At 42.5% G+C, this 15080-nt stretch carries 13 protein-coding genes; 3 read left to right on the forward strand and 10 right to left on the reverse strand.

Annotated features, from left to right (window positions below):
• Positions 1-544 precede the first annotated feature (544 nt).
• Complete coding sequence (locus tag J2Z69_RS09425; protein ID WP_209861476.1) at positions 545-1639, forward strand: hypothetical protein; 1095 nt, start codon at positions 545-547, stop codon at positions 1637-1639.
• A 29-nt stretch (positions 1640-1668) separates the two neighbouring features.
• Here J2Z69_RS09425 and J2Z69_RS09430 read toward each other — a convergent pair whose 3' ends face one another.
• Both J2Z69_RS09430 and J2Z69_RS09435 read right to left on the reverse strand, forming a co-directional pair.
• Positions 1669-2238: a GNAT family N-acetyltransferase gene (locus J2Z69_RS09430; RefSeq protein ID WP_209861478.1), complete on the reverse strand. Its 570-nt coding sequence runs from the start codon at positions 2236-2238 to the stop codon at positions 1669-1671.
• A 3-nt stretch (positions 2239-2241) separates the two neighbouring features.
• Complete coding sequence (locus tag J2Z69_RS09435) at positions 2242-3174, reverse strand: MsnO8 family LLM class oxidoreductase (protein ID WP_209861479.1); 933 nt, start codon at positions 3172-3174, stop codon at positions 2242-2244.
• A 99-nt stretch (positions 3175-3273) separates the two neighbouring features.
• On the opposite strand from J2Z69_RS09435, the gene J2Z69_RS09440 reads away from it, so the two are divergent.
• Positions 3274-3981, forward strand: coding sequence for a metal-dependent hydrolase (locus J2Z69_RS09440; RefSeq protein ID WP_209861481.1), 708 nt, complete (start codon positions 3274-3276; stop codon positions 3979-3981).
• 103 nt (positions 3982-4084) lie between these two features.
• Here J2Z69_RS09440 and pulA read toward each other — a convergent pair whose 3' ends face one another.
• From pulA to J2Z69_RS09470, 6 genes are all read right to left on the reverse strand, one after another.
• Positions 4085-6034: a type I pullulanase gene (gene pulA / locus J2Z69_RS09445; protein WP_425355003.1), complete on the reverse strand. Its 1950-nt coding sequence runs from the start codon at positions 6032-6034 to the stop codon at positions 4085-4087.
• Positions 6035-6135: 101 nt separating this feature from the next.
• Positions 6136-6711 (reverse strand): ATP-dependent Clp endopeptidase proteolytic subunit ClpP, encoded by a 576-nt coding sequence (gene clpP, locus J2Z69_RS09450; protein WP_281069394.1) that lies wholly within the window; start codon positions 6709-6711, stop codon positions 6136-6138.
• Between the two features lie 33 nt (positions 6712-6744).
• On the reverse strand, positions 6745-7491 hold the full coding sequence (locus J2Z69_RS09455; protein ID WP_209861485.1) for an RNA polymerase sigma factor: 747 nt from the start codon (positions 7489-7491) through the stop codon (positions 6745-6747).
• Positions 7492-7600: 109 nt separating this feature from the next.
• Positions 7601-9631: a Na+/H+ antiporter gene (locus J2Z69_RS09460; RefSeq protein WP_209861487.1), complete on the reverse strand. Its 2031-nt coding sequence runs from the start codon at positions 9629-9631 to the stop codon at positions 7601-7603.
• 120 nt (positions 9632-9751) lie between these two features.
• Complete coding sequence (locus J2Z69_RS09465) at positions 9752-10534, reverse strand: TIGR00266 family protein (RefSeq protein WP_209861489.1); 783 nt, start codon at positions 10532-10534, stop codon at positions 9752-9754.
• An 84-nt stretch (positions 10535-10618) separates the two neighbouring features.
• Positions 10619-11212 (reverse strand): TetR/AcrR family transcriptional regulator, encoded by a 594-nt coding sequence (locus J2Z69_RS09470; protein ID WP_209861491.1) that lies wholly within the window; start codon positions 11210-11212, stop codon positions 10619-10621.
• Positions 11213-11332: 120 nt separating this feature from the next.
• Between J2Z69_RS09470 and J2Z69_RS09475 the strand changes: the two genes are divergently transcribed.
• Positions 11333-12148 carry an SDR family oxidoreductase gene (locus tag J2Z69_RS09475; RefSeq protein WP_209861493.1) on the forward strand — a complete coding sequence of 272 codons (816 nt, stop codon included), beginning with the start codon at positions 11333-11335 and terminating at the stop codon, positions 12146-12148.
• Positions 12149-12314: 166 nt separating this feature from the next.
• On the opposite strand, the gene J2Z69_RS09480 is transcribed toward J2Z69_RS09475, so the two are convergent.
• Both J2Z69_RS09480 and J2Z69_RS09485 read right to left on the reverse strand, forming a co-directional pair.
• Complete coding sequence (locus tag J2Z69_RS09480; protein WP_209861495.1) at positions 12315-14027, reverse strand: ABC transporter ATP-binding protein; 1713 nt, start codon at positions 14025-14027, stop codon at positions 12315-12317.
• A gap of 32 nt (positions 14028-14059) precedes the next feature.
• Positions 14060-15079 carry a FecCD family ABC transporter permease gene (locus tag J2Z69_RS09485; RefSeq protein WP_209862611.1) on the reverse strand — a complete coding sequence of 340 codons (1020 nt, stop codon included), beginning with the start codon at positions 15077-15079 and terminating at the stop codon, positions 14060-14062.
• Between the last annotated feature and the right edge of the window lies 1 nt (position 15080).

A 15080-nucleotide genomic window follows, 5' to 3' on the forward strand; every position in this document is an offset into this window, starting at 1 on the left:
CTTATACAGCGCCGCTTTGCGTCTCTTTCGATGTCTCAGCAGCAACTCTTATAATATATCATGTTGGTCACTCAATTGCAAGCACTTTTTTTCAGAAAGTTTTGCTTATTTCATTCTGATATTCACTTGTGTCATTCCGATGTTTCATTTCCAGAAGGACAAGTTGATGACCGGACAATTAATATACCATCTGAAGAAGATCAAAGTCAATACTAATTCTACAGATAAATTAAATTGATTTCGATGCGATTTTAAATTTATGAACACTTATGAACACAATGTAAGGATCCTGATAAAAAACTCCTTCTGAGAGCGGCCTATCGTCACAAAAAATCAGAATTCTAATTTCAGCCAAACAATGAATTTGGAATTCACTCAACAAAGCTGAATTCAACCTAAACACACCATTTAGAATTACACTTCTGAACCTTTGCTTAGGAGTAGTTTCAAGTTGTTCTCCATCCATGCACACCACCCTTTAAACTATATCCGTTTACTGCATATATACATACAATGTGAAAACAAATTATAAGAGGTGAAATTTATGGCTAGCTTTGCATCCGCCTTTGCTCTGAAGGAGCAAATCTCCAAATCAATGCTCAAAAAACCGGGAATACATGGAATTGGGGTAGGCATGAATCAAATTGGAAATTTAAAAGCTGGAGCAGCTATCATTATATACACGGATAAAGTTGTGGTCTCTACACGTTCTAAGTCCAGTATGATCTATAGAAAACATGGAAGGCGTATTCGTGTCCCTGTGCATATACATCATTGTCCTAAATTCTGCTGTCACAGCGCCTCTAAGGCTCAGCCCTATCAAAAGAAGGTTCGTCCCCTTATTGCAGGCTATAGTATCGGAACCGCTAAATCTTCTGGTACAGCAGGATTAATAGTTACAGATGTTAAGCATGGAGGCCATTTTGTACTAAGCAATAATCATGTATTGAATGCAACAAACTCAGCAGCCTTCTCTCCTACTCTTCAGCCTGGGGGTGCAGACGGTGGAACCCTCAAAAAAGATCGTATTGGAAAACTGAATAAATTCATTCAACTGCAGGATAACCAAACTAACTATCTGGATGCTGCGCTATCCAAACCGCTAACAGCGTCTCTTCTCGCTCCAAAATACGCTAAAGTAGGATGTGTCCCCGGACATGTCAGTAGTTACCGTATAGGCGACACGTTCAAAAAAGTGGGCAGAACTAGCGGCTTAGTCACAGGCAAGGTTCACTCTATTCATACCGATACTGCCGTATCTTATTTTGGATATGCGCGTCTTAGCTTCGCCGTATTTAAAAATCAGACCGTTATTAAAAGTAAAACACCCGTCTCTCTACCTGGTGATTCAGGCTCCGTCTGGCTCACTTCTGATCATTATGCCGCTGCAGTCAATTTTGCTGGATCATCCGATGGCAAGTTATCTATTGCATATCCCGTAGAATGGTTCATGCAGGTATTCGGCACTCGTACGGCACTCCCCAAAGGAGCTGGCACTGTAAAAACCCCACACATGTTAGGCAAAGAAAAAAGGCTATATACACAGCCTCTAAGTACATCAGAAATCCAGAAGATACGTGTTCAAAAAGCACGATGTCATCCCTGGAAAAAGACATTCCCTCATAAGAAAATACAGTAGTCCATCAATCTGTCTTGTAGTACTGAATATTATACTTGCTTAACTAGATGGTTATAGTCATGTTCATATAAATGTATGACTTGTGTGTCGATAAACCCCATTTTATAGTACAACCGCTGTGCAGGGATATTATCCGTCTCCACATTCAATGAGAGTTGATGGTATCCCTCTAGTATAGCCAGCTCCTCAACAGCTCGCAGTAATTCTCCACCAATTCCTTGTCCCCGATAACTCTCGTTCACTACTAAAGAGTCTAGGTAAAATTCTTCCACCATCGTCTCTGGCTCAATATGAATAGTATCTATTTCAAAAAAATTCATCATTTGTAATTCAAGCTGCTTGTCAAATGCAGCAGCATCATCATGCTTGTAGACAACCGCAATTCCTGCAACAGTATTCTTGAGTTCAGAAAGAACAATATTATGATAACTGAAACGGTTGCCACCTTGCACGAAGAGATGCCGCAAAAAATCAAGAACCTTCTCTTTAGGGAACTGCCCGACGATCTCTAATTCCATATCTCTGAGGATAATATAAATTAATTCAGCAATCTGTGTGATATGAAGGGGATCTTCATTCTGAGTTGAAAGACGAATCATTATTTATTGCACTCCTTTAATATTGTTTTGTTCTGCATCAGCCCATCCTTTAGCGAGACGTTCGTAGGTTAAAATACGTTCTTCATAAGACGGAATGGGGCAGACAATAATGAATTCTTCATTTTGATATTCCTTTTGCAAATCGATAAGTACTTGAATAACTTGATTCTGAGTTCCCACAATACTTCTGCCTTTGAAATGATGTTGTGCAGACGACGCCCACCCCCATGCTTCATCTTCTGTGTTTCCTATAATAACACTTACAGCGACGATAACCTGAGAGGCAGTAATCAAAGAATTGACCAAACTAAATCGGGTCCTGTAGCCCTGTATGACTTCTAACCCGTTATCTTCACTCATGAAATGACCAAAAACATAACCTGTACCGAAGTCTGCTGCATAATCCGCGCTTTTCTTGTTTGTTCCCAGCAACCATAGCTCTGGACGATAAGAAGGTAGGGGACGAGCTATAACCTGAGTTTCATCATAGTTATACTGATTGTGGAGAAGGTCTAGTACATCCTTAATTTTATTTGGCAGGTTCTCGACCTCTTGAAGGAAATTACCACTTAAAGCCATAGCCGCATGCGCGGAACCTCCAGGAGCTCGTCCTATCCCTAAATCCATGCGATTCGGATATAGACATGAGAGCATATGGTAAGTTTCCACTACTTTAAGAGGGCTGTAGTGAGGCAACAATAAGGCCCCTGATCCAAGACGGATAGAGCGGGTCTTCGCACCAATATGGGACAACAATATTTCTGGCGACGGACTACATAAATTCTCCATATCGTGATGCTCCGCTACCCAATAACGATGGTATCCATATTCCTCAGCACGTTCGGCTAACTCTACAGCTTTATATAGCGCCTTAGATGGAGATACTTCTTCGTATCTAGGTACGAGATCTAACACACTCAAAAGAATCCCGTTCATATGTTTTTCTCCTCTAAACTCGTGATGGTCTAAAGCTATAATTGGTTATCTTAGTAGTATACTCACAAAACTATCTTTAACCAAAAAAGAGGTGCAATTATGAAGTTAACTTTTTTAGGACATTCTGCAACCTATCTAGAAATGGGTGATACTCGTATTATCATTGACCCTTACCTCACTGGGAATCCAGCGGCCGCTACTAACGGAGAGCATCTCGATGTGGATTACATTTTTCTTACACATGGTCATGGTGACCACGTTGGGGATGCTGAGCAGATTGCAAGACGCACAGGAGCTACTATTGTAGCTATTGTTGAACTAGCTAATTATTATGAGGCAAAAGGAATTAAAACGATTGGAATGAATCTTGGCGGATCGTATACATTTACATTTGGCACATTAAAGTTCACACCCGCTCTGCATTCTTCATCTCTGAACATTGACGGCAACAATCTCTATCTAGGCGTTGCAGCTGGCATTGTTCTAAAATTGGAGCATTTCACGCTCTATCATGCAGGCGATACTGCTTTGTTCAGTGATCTAAAACTAGTGGGCATGCACACACCGATTGACCTTGCGCTCATACCTATTGGTGATCATTTTACGATGGGACCTGAAGATGCTCTAATTGCGGCAGAGTGGATTGGAGCAAAGCATGTCATTCCCATTCATTACAATACATTCCCGGTAATCGAGCAAGACGGGAAGGATTATGTTGAAAAGCTTGCCCCACTAGGTATCCAAGGTCATGCACTAGCTCCGGGTGACGTTCTAGATCTAGATCTAATCAAATCAAGCTCTCGATAAGATATGTAATGCTTGACTTGTTCTAACCCACAAAAGAAGGTGCCTATGTAGGCACCTTCTTTTGTGGGTGGTTAATTATATTTTACATACAACACAAAATTTATTACTTTACACATAATACAACCATTCCTATGCCTTCAACCGCTAATTTATCATGATCTAGACGTTGGAATTCGGTATTGCTATAAAGCATGTTCCATTCCCCAAGCTGAGGGAGGGTTAACGTAAAATGATCTCGCCGATGGCTATACATCACGTATAAATGCTTATTCTCTTCCCCGCCCGCATGATCTCTCAATGTATAAGCTACCGTTCCTGGAAGGCATTCTTCAAAATGAAGATGTCTGCGAATTTCATCCGCTGTACCTAGTCTGAAAGCAGGATGATTGCGCCGTAAAGCAATCAACTCACGATAATTCCGTACATCATCAGCATGTTCTGCACAGCGCTCCCAATCCAATCGATTCACTTCATCTGGCATATTATAACTGTTCTCAAACCCAATTTTCGTACGATAGAACTCCTGTCCTGCATGAAGAAATGCAATACCCTGACTCGTTAAAACAATCGAGGTTGCAAGCCTATGCATTTGGCGTCTAGTTCCACCTTGTTCCCAGTCTACAGATAATGTGATTTTGTCCCACAGCGTATGATTATCATGGCACTCTGTATAATTCACAGTCTGGGAAGGTTCAGTAGCAAATCCAGAGATATCCCAGCTATAAGGAACGCAGGCTACTACCCCTTGCCTAATACCTTGTTCACGATAATCTCCTCCGCTGATAAATCCGCGATCGCGAGGATTAAACAACGATCCACGTAATGCATCCCGCATGACATCGTTAAAAAATCCGAAGCCTGACAGCTGATTCGACTGTAGTTGGTTGGCTCTTAAGTGATAAGGCAATTCCGTCTCCATTATCCAACCTTCACCAATAGTTAAGATCGTTGGATCTATTTCATCCAATCTTCTACGGATTTCTTGCATCGTTCCCACATCCAAAAGGCCCATCAAATCGAATCTAAAACCGTCCATATGGTATTCATGGACCCAATATAGAATAGAATCCACAATGAATTTAGACATCATGGGACGTTCAGAAGCTACGTCATTCCCGCAACCTGAACCGTTGGAGAAAGTACCATTCGACTGATATCTCAAATAGTAACCTGGAACAAGCTTGGTGAAATTCACAACAAAACCATCATAGACATGGTTGTAGACCACATCCATAATTACGCGAAGGCCTCGATCATGTAAAGATTGAATCAGCTCTTTGAGTTCTCTGATCCTCGTCTCAGGTGTGTATGGGTCCGAGGAATATGAACCTTCGGGTACATTATAATTTTTGGGATCATAGCCCCAATTGAATTGAGGTTGGTCTAGACGCGCCTCGTCCACACTTAACGTGGAGTAATCGAATATGGGCAGTAGTTGAACATGGGTGACTCCTAAGTCCACCACATGGTCGATGCCTGTTTTGATACCTTGAGGGCCTGTAGTCCCTATCTCTGTAAAAGCTTTGAATTTGCCTTTATGCTCCATCCCGCTCTCTGGATGAATCGATAAATCCCTTATATGAAGTTCATAGATAATTGCATCTGTTGGTTTTTGGAAGACAGGTTTATCTTCATTCCATCGTTCTGGGTTCGTACTTTGCATATCAACTATCGCTCCACGATCCCCATTCAAACCTACTGCTCGGGCATAGGGATCTACGGCTTCGTTCCACTGTTCACCGATACGAACTAAATACGTATATAAGTAGCCTTTCAAATCGCGCTGTACAGATAACGTCCATGTTCCATGCACGTCTTCATGCATGGGAATCATCTGTTCGGACTTCCCATTCCAACTACGATACAGAATTAGCAGTACTTCGCTTGATGTAGGGGCCCATACTCGAAAAAAGGCACGTTCCGAAGTATAGCGACATCCCAAATCATCTCCGGCATATACATACTTCTGGTCAAATTCCGGTTCGAAAATTGAGATCCCCCCTGTAGTTGCAGGATCTCCGTAATCTATATGAATATTTCTCTCCAGCTGCACAGACAAAGCAGTCTCACTCCCCGAAAGTTTGAAAATCAATTTAGCATATATGATGCACCATGTGATTTTATTATAAAGGAGTCGATTCCTTTGTCCAAGAGTTAACTAAGAATTCGATCAATTAGACCATAATTCTTAGCAGCTTCGGCATCTAAAAAGTAGTCACGTTCCGTGTCACTCTCGACTTTTTCGATAGGTTGGTTCGTATGTGCTGATAATATGCGATTGATTTTCTCCCTGGTTTTTCGAATCCAGTCCGCATGGATTAAAATATCAGATGCCTGCCCTTTTGCTCCACCAAGGGGTTGGTGGATCATCATTTCACTATTAGGCAAGGCATATCTTTTACCAGGTGCCCCTCCCGTAAGCAACATTGCTCCAAAACTTGCAGCAAATCCCATACAGATCGTGGATACATCCGGCTTAATGAACTGCATAGTATCATATATGGCGAAACCCGCAGTTACGGAACCCCCCGGACTATTAATGTACATCTGGATGTCCTTCTCAGAATCCTCTGCTGTTAAAAATAAAAGCTGGGCTACTATAAGCTCTGACATTTTATCTTCAATCTCGCCATTGACCATAATAATACGATCTTTAAGAAGCCGCGAATAAATATCATAGCTCCGTTCACCTCGGCTGGTCTGCTCTACTACATAAGGAATCATACTCATTGCAATTCTCTCCTTCGAAAGACAGAAGGCGCATCAAGCGGCATAGACATTAAGTAACCTAGTGACAGAAGCTCGAACTGTTTGTGCTTTTCGTGTAGCCCGCACTTTTCCTACTTGTTCAAGACGAATCGCTTCAATTCTAAGAACGGAAACATCACACTCATTATGCATGAGTTCGATTAGTTTTTGCACATCTCCACGATCTAATGCGCCCATATATTGATGAACTTGCACATTTAGTTCATGATGGTGCGCTACTTGATCGAAAACCATGGTTGTGCGAACATCTTGAAGTGCCCTTCTTGCCCTATGCAACGCCGATTTGACCGCACCTTCTGTCATATTGAGTTGGTGAGCTACTTCAGAACTGGAGAAGACCATGACGTCCCGCAATAAAAAAACACATCGTTGCAAGGGAGATAGATACACAAGTACACATTGGATAGCCTGCTCAAGTTCCAAAGATTCTTTAGCATACAAGTTAGGTTGATTCATAGTCTCCATCATCTCTGCTAAAATTCGGTCTAATTTCCCTTGTCTTCTTACCTGATCTAACCATTGATTACGAGCAACAGTACATAGATAAGCGTAGGGATTCATGTGATTCATTTCACCTGAAACTAAGGGTAGTGCTTTTATTAACGTATCTTGAACTAAATCCTCCGCCTCCCAAATCGAACCCGTCAAACGCACACAGTATCTTTTTAGGAATGACATGGCCGCCTCTAAGCTCTGCGCATCAAGCGTATACGTCAGATGATCTCTTTTCTCCATTACCATGATCTTCTTCCTTTCCTGTCAGCTCCTAAAAATAACGAATGGGTATGCAGAAAAGATACGCTATCTATATATTAATGCCCGAAATTATTAGTGAGATTTTAATGAGACGTTAGTGAGCCGCATCTTCTTCCTCTAGAGAAACAGTCTCCATATAGTTAATGAATTGTCTCAACTTATTGGCAAGACTTCTCGACACTTCCCCCTGTTCAAATAAACGCTGTACCTCATCTCGCTCAGCTTGTATAGCTAAAAGTTGCAACGCTTTTTTGTCTTTTCCAAAATCCTCGCCAGCTTTCACTTCTTGATAATCGCCATGAAGGCTTGCAATCATCTCTCGATGATGTGAAATGACGCTTAGGGAAAGCGTGCGATTATTATCCGTAATATGTTCCCGAATGGCAGCAATGGCAGCTTCTAACGTACGTTGTTTGGCGGCCCTTAACGCAGTGAGGTACTGAACATGATCTGCATTTTCATTCTGCTTCGCAAATGCTTTCACGAACATTCGCCGTAAACGAATGACTTCAAATATAATTTTCAGCTTTAATTTCTGTGTGAGAATATATTCTCTTTGATCAATTAATTCAAGCAACGGGTCTGCAATATGGGCCTGAATTTCTTTTTGCTTGATCATGGTTTTAATTTCTTGACGTTCGGCTTCAAGGCTAATTAATCTAATTTGTTTCTCTGAACAACGTATATCTTCCATCCGCTGAGAAGAAGCTTCGAATTCTAGCCGAGTGATCTCCCGCCCATATTCATTGATGACTTCGCGCGCAGCAACTTCGTTAGTATCATCTATTTGTTGTCTGATTGCCTGCATGGCTGCCTTCATCAACTTAATTCTTATCTCACGTTCCAAGTGGTCTTCGTCTAAGGTATCGTTCTTGTGCTCTGGATTTCGAGACAGGAGAGGCAGAAATATACTTGCCGCAACTAATGATATTAATATCACCCCCGCAGCTACAAAAATAATCAAGTCTCGCTGTGGGAATGGCGAACCATCTTGCAATACAAAAGGAATGGAAAAAGCCCCTGCTAACGTAACGGCTCCTCTTACACCTGAGAATGTAATTAGCAAAGATGAGCGTAGGCGTAGATTAAAATCGCTGAAGTCAGCAGTGTTTTTGCCTTTCCCCCAAAATAAGAACACCCATGTAAAGCGCAAGAAAATTAATAGGACAAAGATTAGCAAGATATATCCGATAACCTGCCCGTTCACAAACGCATTATCATTCCAGATGACCCCACCTACAGCAGGAAGCTGCAAGCCTAGAATGACAAACACTAATCCATTCAGTAAAAATAAAATAACAGACCACGTACTTCCTGATACGACTTGCAGCTTCACTGTAGAAGCTTCTGCCCGGTCACGCTCAATGGCGTGTACAATGCCCCCGGCAACTACGGCTAAAATTCCTGAGAGCCCTAATTCTTCCGCGGCGAGATAGAGGACAAAAGGGGTGAGAATTTGAATTAACATATGCATAGTTATATCTTCCATCCCTAATCTACGGATGAACACTCTAAACCCGATAATGAAGAACGATAATAACGCTCCCATTACTAACCCGCCTACGGCAATAAAAATAAAACTAAGCGAAGCTTCTGCCAGAGAGAAGTAACCCGTAACCGCGGCTGCAATTGCAAATTTAAATGCAACAAGTCCTGATGCATCGTTCATTAAAGCTTCCCCTTCAAGTAGACGCATTATTTCTTTGGGGAGTCTTACTCTTCCAGCTAACGAGCTTACAGCAACCGCATCAGTGGGAGATAAGATAGCCGCAAGTGCAAAGGCAGCGGGTAGAGGTATGGATGGGATAAGCCAGTGGATAAAGTATCCTGCTACAAGCACGGTGATGAACACTAAGCCTAAAGCTAACAAAAGTATGGGTGCTCGAAGAGTCCACAACTCATCTCTAGGTGTATTTTTGCCATCATTGAATAACAACGGAGCAATAAATAATACGAAAAACACCTCCGGGCTCAAAGGGAGATGTATGCCTGATGGAACAATGGCTACAATTACGCCAAGACCGATCTGAATAACCGGTACTGGAACAAAAGGAAGAAAACGGTTCACGATATTTGACAAACCGATTACGGCCAATAAAACAAGCACAATGAGGAATATTTCCACGTGATGTGAACACCCTTTCCAACGTCATAATAAATATACTAACCTCTTCGCGGCTTGAATACGCCTATGTATCAAAAAAAGCCATCAACTATGCTGATGGCCGCAAGTATAGACAATGACTTATCGTTCAAACAGATTTCCTAGCCCACCAAGGATACTGCCTTCTTCTTTGCTCCCCCCGGATCTTGCCGCAGACATCACCCGATCCGCAAGACGACTGAAAGGTAAGGACTGCACCCATACTTTACCTGGGCCTCGTAATGTAGCAAAAAACAAACCTTCACCGCCAAAGATAGCTGTCTTGACGCCTTTTACAAATTCAATGTCATAATCCACGCCTGCTGTCATAGCTACGAGACACCCTGTATCTAGACGAAGAACCTCGCCAGGTGCAAGTGTTCTCTCCAACACAAGTCCTCCGGAATGAACAAATGCGAGGCCATCTCCTTCAATTTTTTGCATAATGAAACCTTCACCACCGAAAAAGCCCACCCCTAATTTACGTTGAAACTCAATACCAATTGAATTTCCTTTTGCAGAACAAAGGAAAGCATCTTTCTGGCAAACAATTTTGCCGCCGTATTGCGCTAAGTCCAAAGGTATAATTTTACCCGGATAGGGTGCCGCAAACATAACATTCTGACGCCCTCTGCCTTCATTCGTGAATATCGTCATAAAGAGACTCTCACCTGTAATTAGACGCTTGCCTGCCCCCATAAGCTTGCCCACCATGCCTCCGCCACGGTTCGCTCCATCCCCGAATACAGTCTCCATATGAATATCCTGATCCATCATCATGAAACTGCCCGCTTCTGCTACAACACTTTCGCCAGAATCAAGCTGAATTTCCACACACTGCATTTCTTCTCCCAATATACGATAATCAATCTCGTGTGCACTCATGAATTCGACCTTCTCTCGTTAAAATAGAATGAACTAATATATCTTCTTCATACGTATCCAACAAATCTAACGTTTCATCTACCTTTATTCCAACTCGACAAATGGCTCTTCCAACCAAACATGTTGCAAGGATAGTCTAGCCACATTAGTCAGACGTAGCGCCAATTCGTTGACGGGGGACTTTAATCCCTCGCTTAGCCATCGTCCAATATATCCGACCGTACCGTAAGCTAAAAAAATCGCAAAGGTCTCATCTTTGAAAATCTTAAGGTGTGAGCCAAGTAGTTCGGAAAGTCGGACCACAAATGCAGGTTCACGGTAGCGATCTCGGTAGAAATATTCGTACTTACGTATATGTTCAAGAATGACGACTGTAGTTGGCAACGGGACTTTGTTATTACAACTGGTCCTCAGGAGCTGTATATTTTCATCATTCCAGTGCGTCGTCTCATAATGATCTTCAAGCTCACCAAGTATTTTAGTTGTAAGCTGCTCCATCAAATCAAACTTATCAAGGAAATGTACATAGAATGACGAGCGGCTAACCCCAGCTTTTCGAACAATAGCTCCTACAGTTATTGTATCGAAGGAGCTGCCGACCAAAAGTTTCATTAATGCCTCTATAATAAGCCATCGAGCCGAAATTGCATTCTTCTCTACTATAACCGTAACCCCCATTCATTTCCGACGAAATGGACATTTCCATTCCAATTGTAAATTGATTACGTATATAAACGGTCTTATGCTTAGGATAGATCCAATATATTTTACACAAAATCATCTTTGGAGGCAAAAAATATGAATAAAGTATATGTGATTACAGGCGGTACAGGTGGCATGGGGAAAGCGATTGCTCGTCGCTTCGGTCATCAAGGTCATTTATTGCTGGTTGATGTTAACGAAGAACGTCTGAATCAAACGATTAGTGAACTAGCAATTGAGGGGATCACATCCGTAACAACTCGTAAAGTAGATATTACTGATGAACAACAGGTGAATGAGCTGGCTACTATAACAGGAGAGCTTGGGGAACTGGGAGCCATTATCCATACAGCAGGACTATCGCCAACTATGGGCGATCCGCGCCGAATTTTAGAGGTCAATTCTATAGGTACAGCTCTTATTCTTAAAGCATTTCTTCCGCTGGCTACGCAAGAAACCGTTGCAGTATGTATCGCGTCAAATGGTGGTCATATGATTCCGCGTAATGAAGCGTATAACTCGATTCTCACTCATCCACTTGAACCTGAGTTCCTACATCAAATGGGGCAGATTGCACATAATTCTGAATCCGCCTACGCTTTCTCTAAGCTAGGAGTACTGCTAATGGTGGAAAACCAAGCATGGGATTGGGGCCAGAAAGGCGCTCGAATTGTGTCTCTCTCTCCAGGTACGATTAACACTCCTATGGGAAGACAAGAGGCTTCCAAACAAGAAGCTATGAAAGTGTTACTAGCTAATACCCCACTGGGCCGAGAAGGTGAGGCAGACGAGATTGCTTCAGCGGTTCAATTCTTATGCAGTAGCAGCGCTTCTTATATAACCGGTACGGACCTTCTCGTGGACGGCGGGACGACAGCTGGCATGCGTCGACTAGCACAGTTAAAGCAATAATTAAACATTCGCTTTTTTTTGCGATAATTTGACATGCCTTACCGGGCAATTTGATTACACCAGATGTTTACAACCAACTCCGTTTCCCTTAGAGGAAACGGAGTTGGTTCGATTAGCGAACTCATAGTTCTCTATTTTATAATGATTAGCTGAAATCAGCCCATCCTCACGAAAATTGAGCTTGATGTAGACGACTGTATACTCCGCCTGCTGCCACAAGTTCATCATGTCTTCCTTGCTCGCTAATCCCCTCTGGGGTTACCACAACAATGCGGTCGGCATTTTTAATTGTCGCTAAACGATGAGCAATCACTAAGGTAGTTCTTCCTTCCGATAACTCAGCAAGAGACTGCTGGATGGCTGCCTCTGTCTCTGTATCTAGCGCTGACGTAGCTTCATCCAAGATCAGAATTGGCGGATTCTTAAGGAACATGCGAGCGATCGACAGGCGCTGCTTCTGACCACCGGAAAGCTTCACTCCCCGCTCACCGATGACCGTATCCATTCCTTCCGCTTGCGAGCGAATGAAGTCTTCTAGTCTAGCATGACGAGCCGCTTCCCAGATTTGTTCATCCGTGGCCGTAAGACAACCATAGCGAATATTCTCCTTAATTGAACCAGAGAACAAGAAAACATCTTGCTGTACAATACCGATCTGCCTACGTAAGGAAGCTAAGGACATCTGTCTACTGTCTATTCCATCAATCGTTATCATTCCTGAGGTGGGCTCATAAAATCTCGGAAGCAAACTACAAAGCGTTGTCTTCCCTGCTCCTGAAGGTCCCACAAAAGCAACGGTCTCCCCAGACTTAATACGAAGATCAATTCTGTCCAGAATCTTCTCTTGATTGTCATAACCAAAGCTTACAGCCTGATACGTTATATCCCCTTTCAAGTGATCCACTTCTATAGCATCCGGACAATCTTGCACATCGGGAGCTGTATCCATAATCTCTACATAACGTTTGAACCCTGCTATACCTTTTGGGTAGGTCTCAATTACGGCATTGATCTTCTCGATAGGGCGAAAGAACACATTGGACAATAAAAGGAACCCAATAAATTCCCCATTGGTAAGTTCGCCTTGAATCACGAACCAAGCCCCACAAATCAGCACAAACAAAGTTACCATTCTCATCAGCATGTAGCTGATCGATATGTTAAATGCCATAATTTTATACGAAAAAATCTTTGTGCGCCGAAACCGCAGATTGTTATCAGCAAAAAGCTCCTTCTCATGCGCTTCATTTGCAAAAGCTTGAACGACACGAATTCCACCTACATTGTCTTCAAGGCGAGCATTGAAATCGGCAATGTCATTAAACATACGGCGGAAAGCTCCGGTCATCTTGCGATTGAAATATAAAGCTAAGAAGATTATGAAAGGAACGATGATAAATGTAAGTACCGCTAGCTTCCAATTAATAGAGAGCATGAGCAAAAATGCTCCGATTAACGTCATAATCGCAATAAATAGATCCTCTGGGCCATGGTGAGCAATCTCACCAATCTCGAACAGGTCGTTCGTGAAGCGGGATAACAAATGACCTGTCTTGTTATTATCAAAAAAACGGAAGGAGAGTTTTTGAAGATGATCGAACATTTTTTTGCGCATATCCGTCTCAATGTTAATCCCCAGCTTATGCCCCCAATAAGTCACTACAAATTGTAGAAAGGAATTGACAATGTAAATAAAGAGCAGCGATACACAAGCAATCGTGATCCATCTCCAGTTCCCACTAGGAAGCAGCTTGTCTACTACCTGATTCACAGCAATGGGGAACCCTAGTTCAAGCAGTGCTGCAATGATCGCACAAGTAAAGTCTAGGATAAATAACTTTTTGTAAGGTGCGTAATAGCTTAAGAAACGGCGAAGCAAATCGATCACTCTTTTCTGAGAATTCAGTAGTATTAGGCATGATTTTTAGCAAGCAGGTATAGAAAATAAGGCGCCCCGATAATAGCTACAATGATTCCTGTCGGTATTGTTATAGAGATCCCTCTCGTAATCGTGTCTGCCACAATTAATAGAAGTGCCCCACATAACATGGAAGTCGGTAGGAGTAGTTGATGTCTAGGTCCTACTAATCTTCTAGCCAAATGCGGTCCAATTAGCCCCACAAATCCAATGCTTCCACCCACAGCAACGCAGGCTCCTGCCAAAGCTACTGCTGCTACAAGCAAACGTGTTCTTTCCTTGGACACAGCTGCTCCTAAACCGAGTGCGGTGGCATCTCCTAAATTCAATACATTCATTACTTTGGCTTTATATAGAACATAAGGGAATATCAATACAATCCATGGTAAAAAAGCAAGTACATATGTCCAATTCGTTCCGGTTATGCTGCCTGCAAGCCACACGTAGATCAATTGATAATTTTGTGGATCTAACCGAAGGGAGATAATAATCATGCAAGCATTAATTCCTGCTGCTACACCAATTCCGCTTAACACTAATCGAATGGCTGAAATCCCCTCCCCTTTCTTATGAGCGATACCAAAAATAAGCAGAGCAGCGGCTCCAGCCCCAATCAATGCCACAAGCGGCATCATAAATACTGAACCGAACACACTGGAAGGGTAGAAATACACGAAGATTAATACCGCTAGTCCTGCTCCAGCATTGATGCCAAGTATGCCTGGCTCTGCAAGAGGGTTACGCATGATCCCTTGGAGAATACAGCCCGATACTGCAAGTCCCGCTCCCACCATTATGGAGATTACGATCTGAGGCAAACGAAAGTCAAACAAGATCAGTCCCTGTCTGCGTGTACCTTCGCCTATCAGGGTCTGCCACACTTCTGAGGGAGACAGACGAATCTGTCCTATATTCATGCTGATTATAAACACAATGATGATGAATAACGTTAGGCTTAACATGACCATTATTCCTCGTTGATGACGTCGCCGCTCTATACTTGATCTATCCATT

Source organism: Paenibacillus shirakamiensis, from assembly GCF_017874255.1.
In the GTDB taxonomy this organism is placed as follows: domain Bacteria; phylum Bacillota; class Bacilli; order Paenibacillales; family Paenibacillaceae; genus Fontibacillus; species Fontibacillus shirakamiensis.

What these genes read in the sequence shown, in the direction of transcription:
- J2Z69_RS09485 (WP_209862611.1), bottom strand. Translation starts at nt 15,079, where the DNA reads ATGGATAGATCAAGTATAGAGCGGCGACGTCATCAACGAGGAATAATG.
- J2Z69_RS09475 (WP_209861493.1), top strand. Translation starts at nt 11,333, where the DNA reads ATGAATAAAGTATATGTGATTACAGGCGGTACAGGTGGCATGGGGAAA.
- J2Z69_RS09455 (WP_209861485.1), bottom strand. Translation starts at nt 7,491, where the DNA reads ATGGTAATGGAGAAAAGAGATCATCTGACGTATACGCTTGATGCGCAG.
- J2Z69_RS09435 (WP_209861479.1), bottom strand. Translation starts at nt 3,174, where the DNA reads ATGAACGGGATTCTTTTGAGTGTGTTAGATCTCGTACCTAGATACGAA.
- J2Z69_RS09430 (WP_209861478.1), bottom strand. Translation starts at nt 2,238, where the DNA reads ATGATTCGTCTTTCAACTCAGAATGAAGATCCCCTTCATATCACACAG.
- J2Z69_RS09470 (WP_209861491.1), bottom strand. Translation starts at nt 11,212, where the DNA reads ATGGGGGTTACGGTTATAGTAGAGAAGAATGCAATTTCGGCTCGATGG.
- clpP (WP_281069394.1), bottom strand. Translation starts at nt 6,711, where the DNA reads ATGAGTATGATTCCTTATGTAGTAGAGCAGACCAGCCGAGGTGAACGG.
- J2Z69_RS09465 (WP_209861489.1), bottom strand. Translation starts at nt 10,534, where the DNA reads ATGAGTGCACACGAGATTGATTATCGTATATTGGGAGAAGAAATGCAG.
- J2Z69_RS09425 (WP_209861476.1), top strand. Translation starts at nt 545, where the DNA reads ATGGCTAGCTTTGCATCCGCCTTTGCTCTGAAGGAGCAAATCTCCAAA.
- J2Z69_RS09440 (WP_209861481.1), top strand. Translation starts at nt 3,274, where the DNA reads ATGAAGTTAACTTTTTTAGGACATTCTGCAACCTATCTAGAAATGGGT.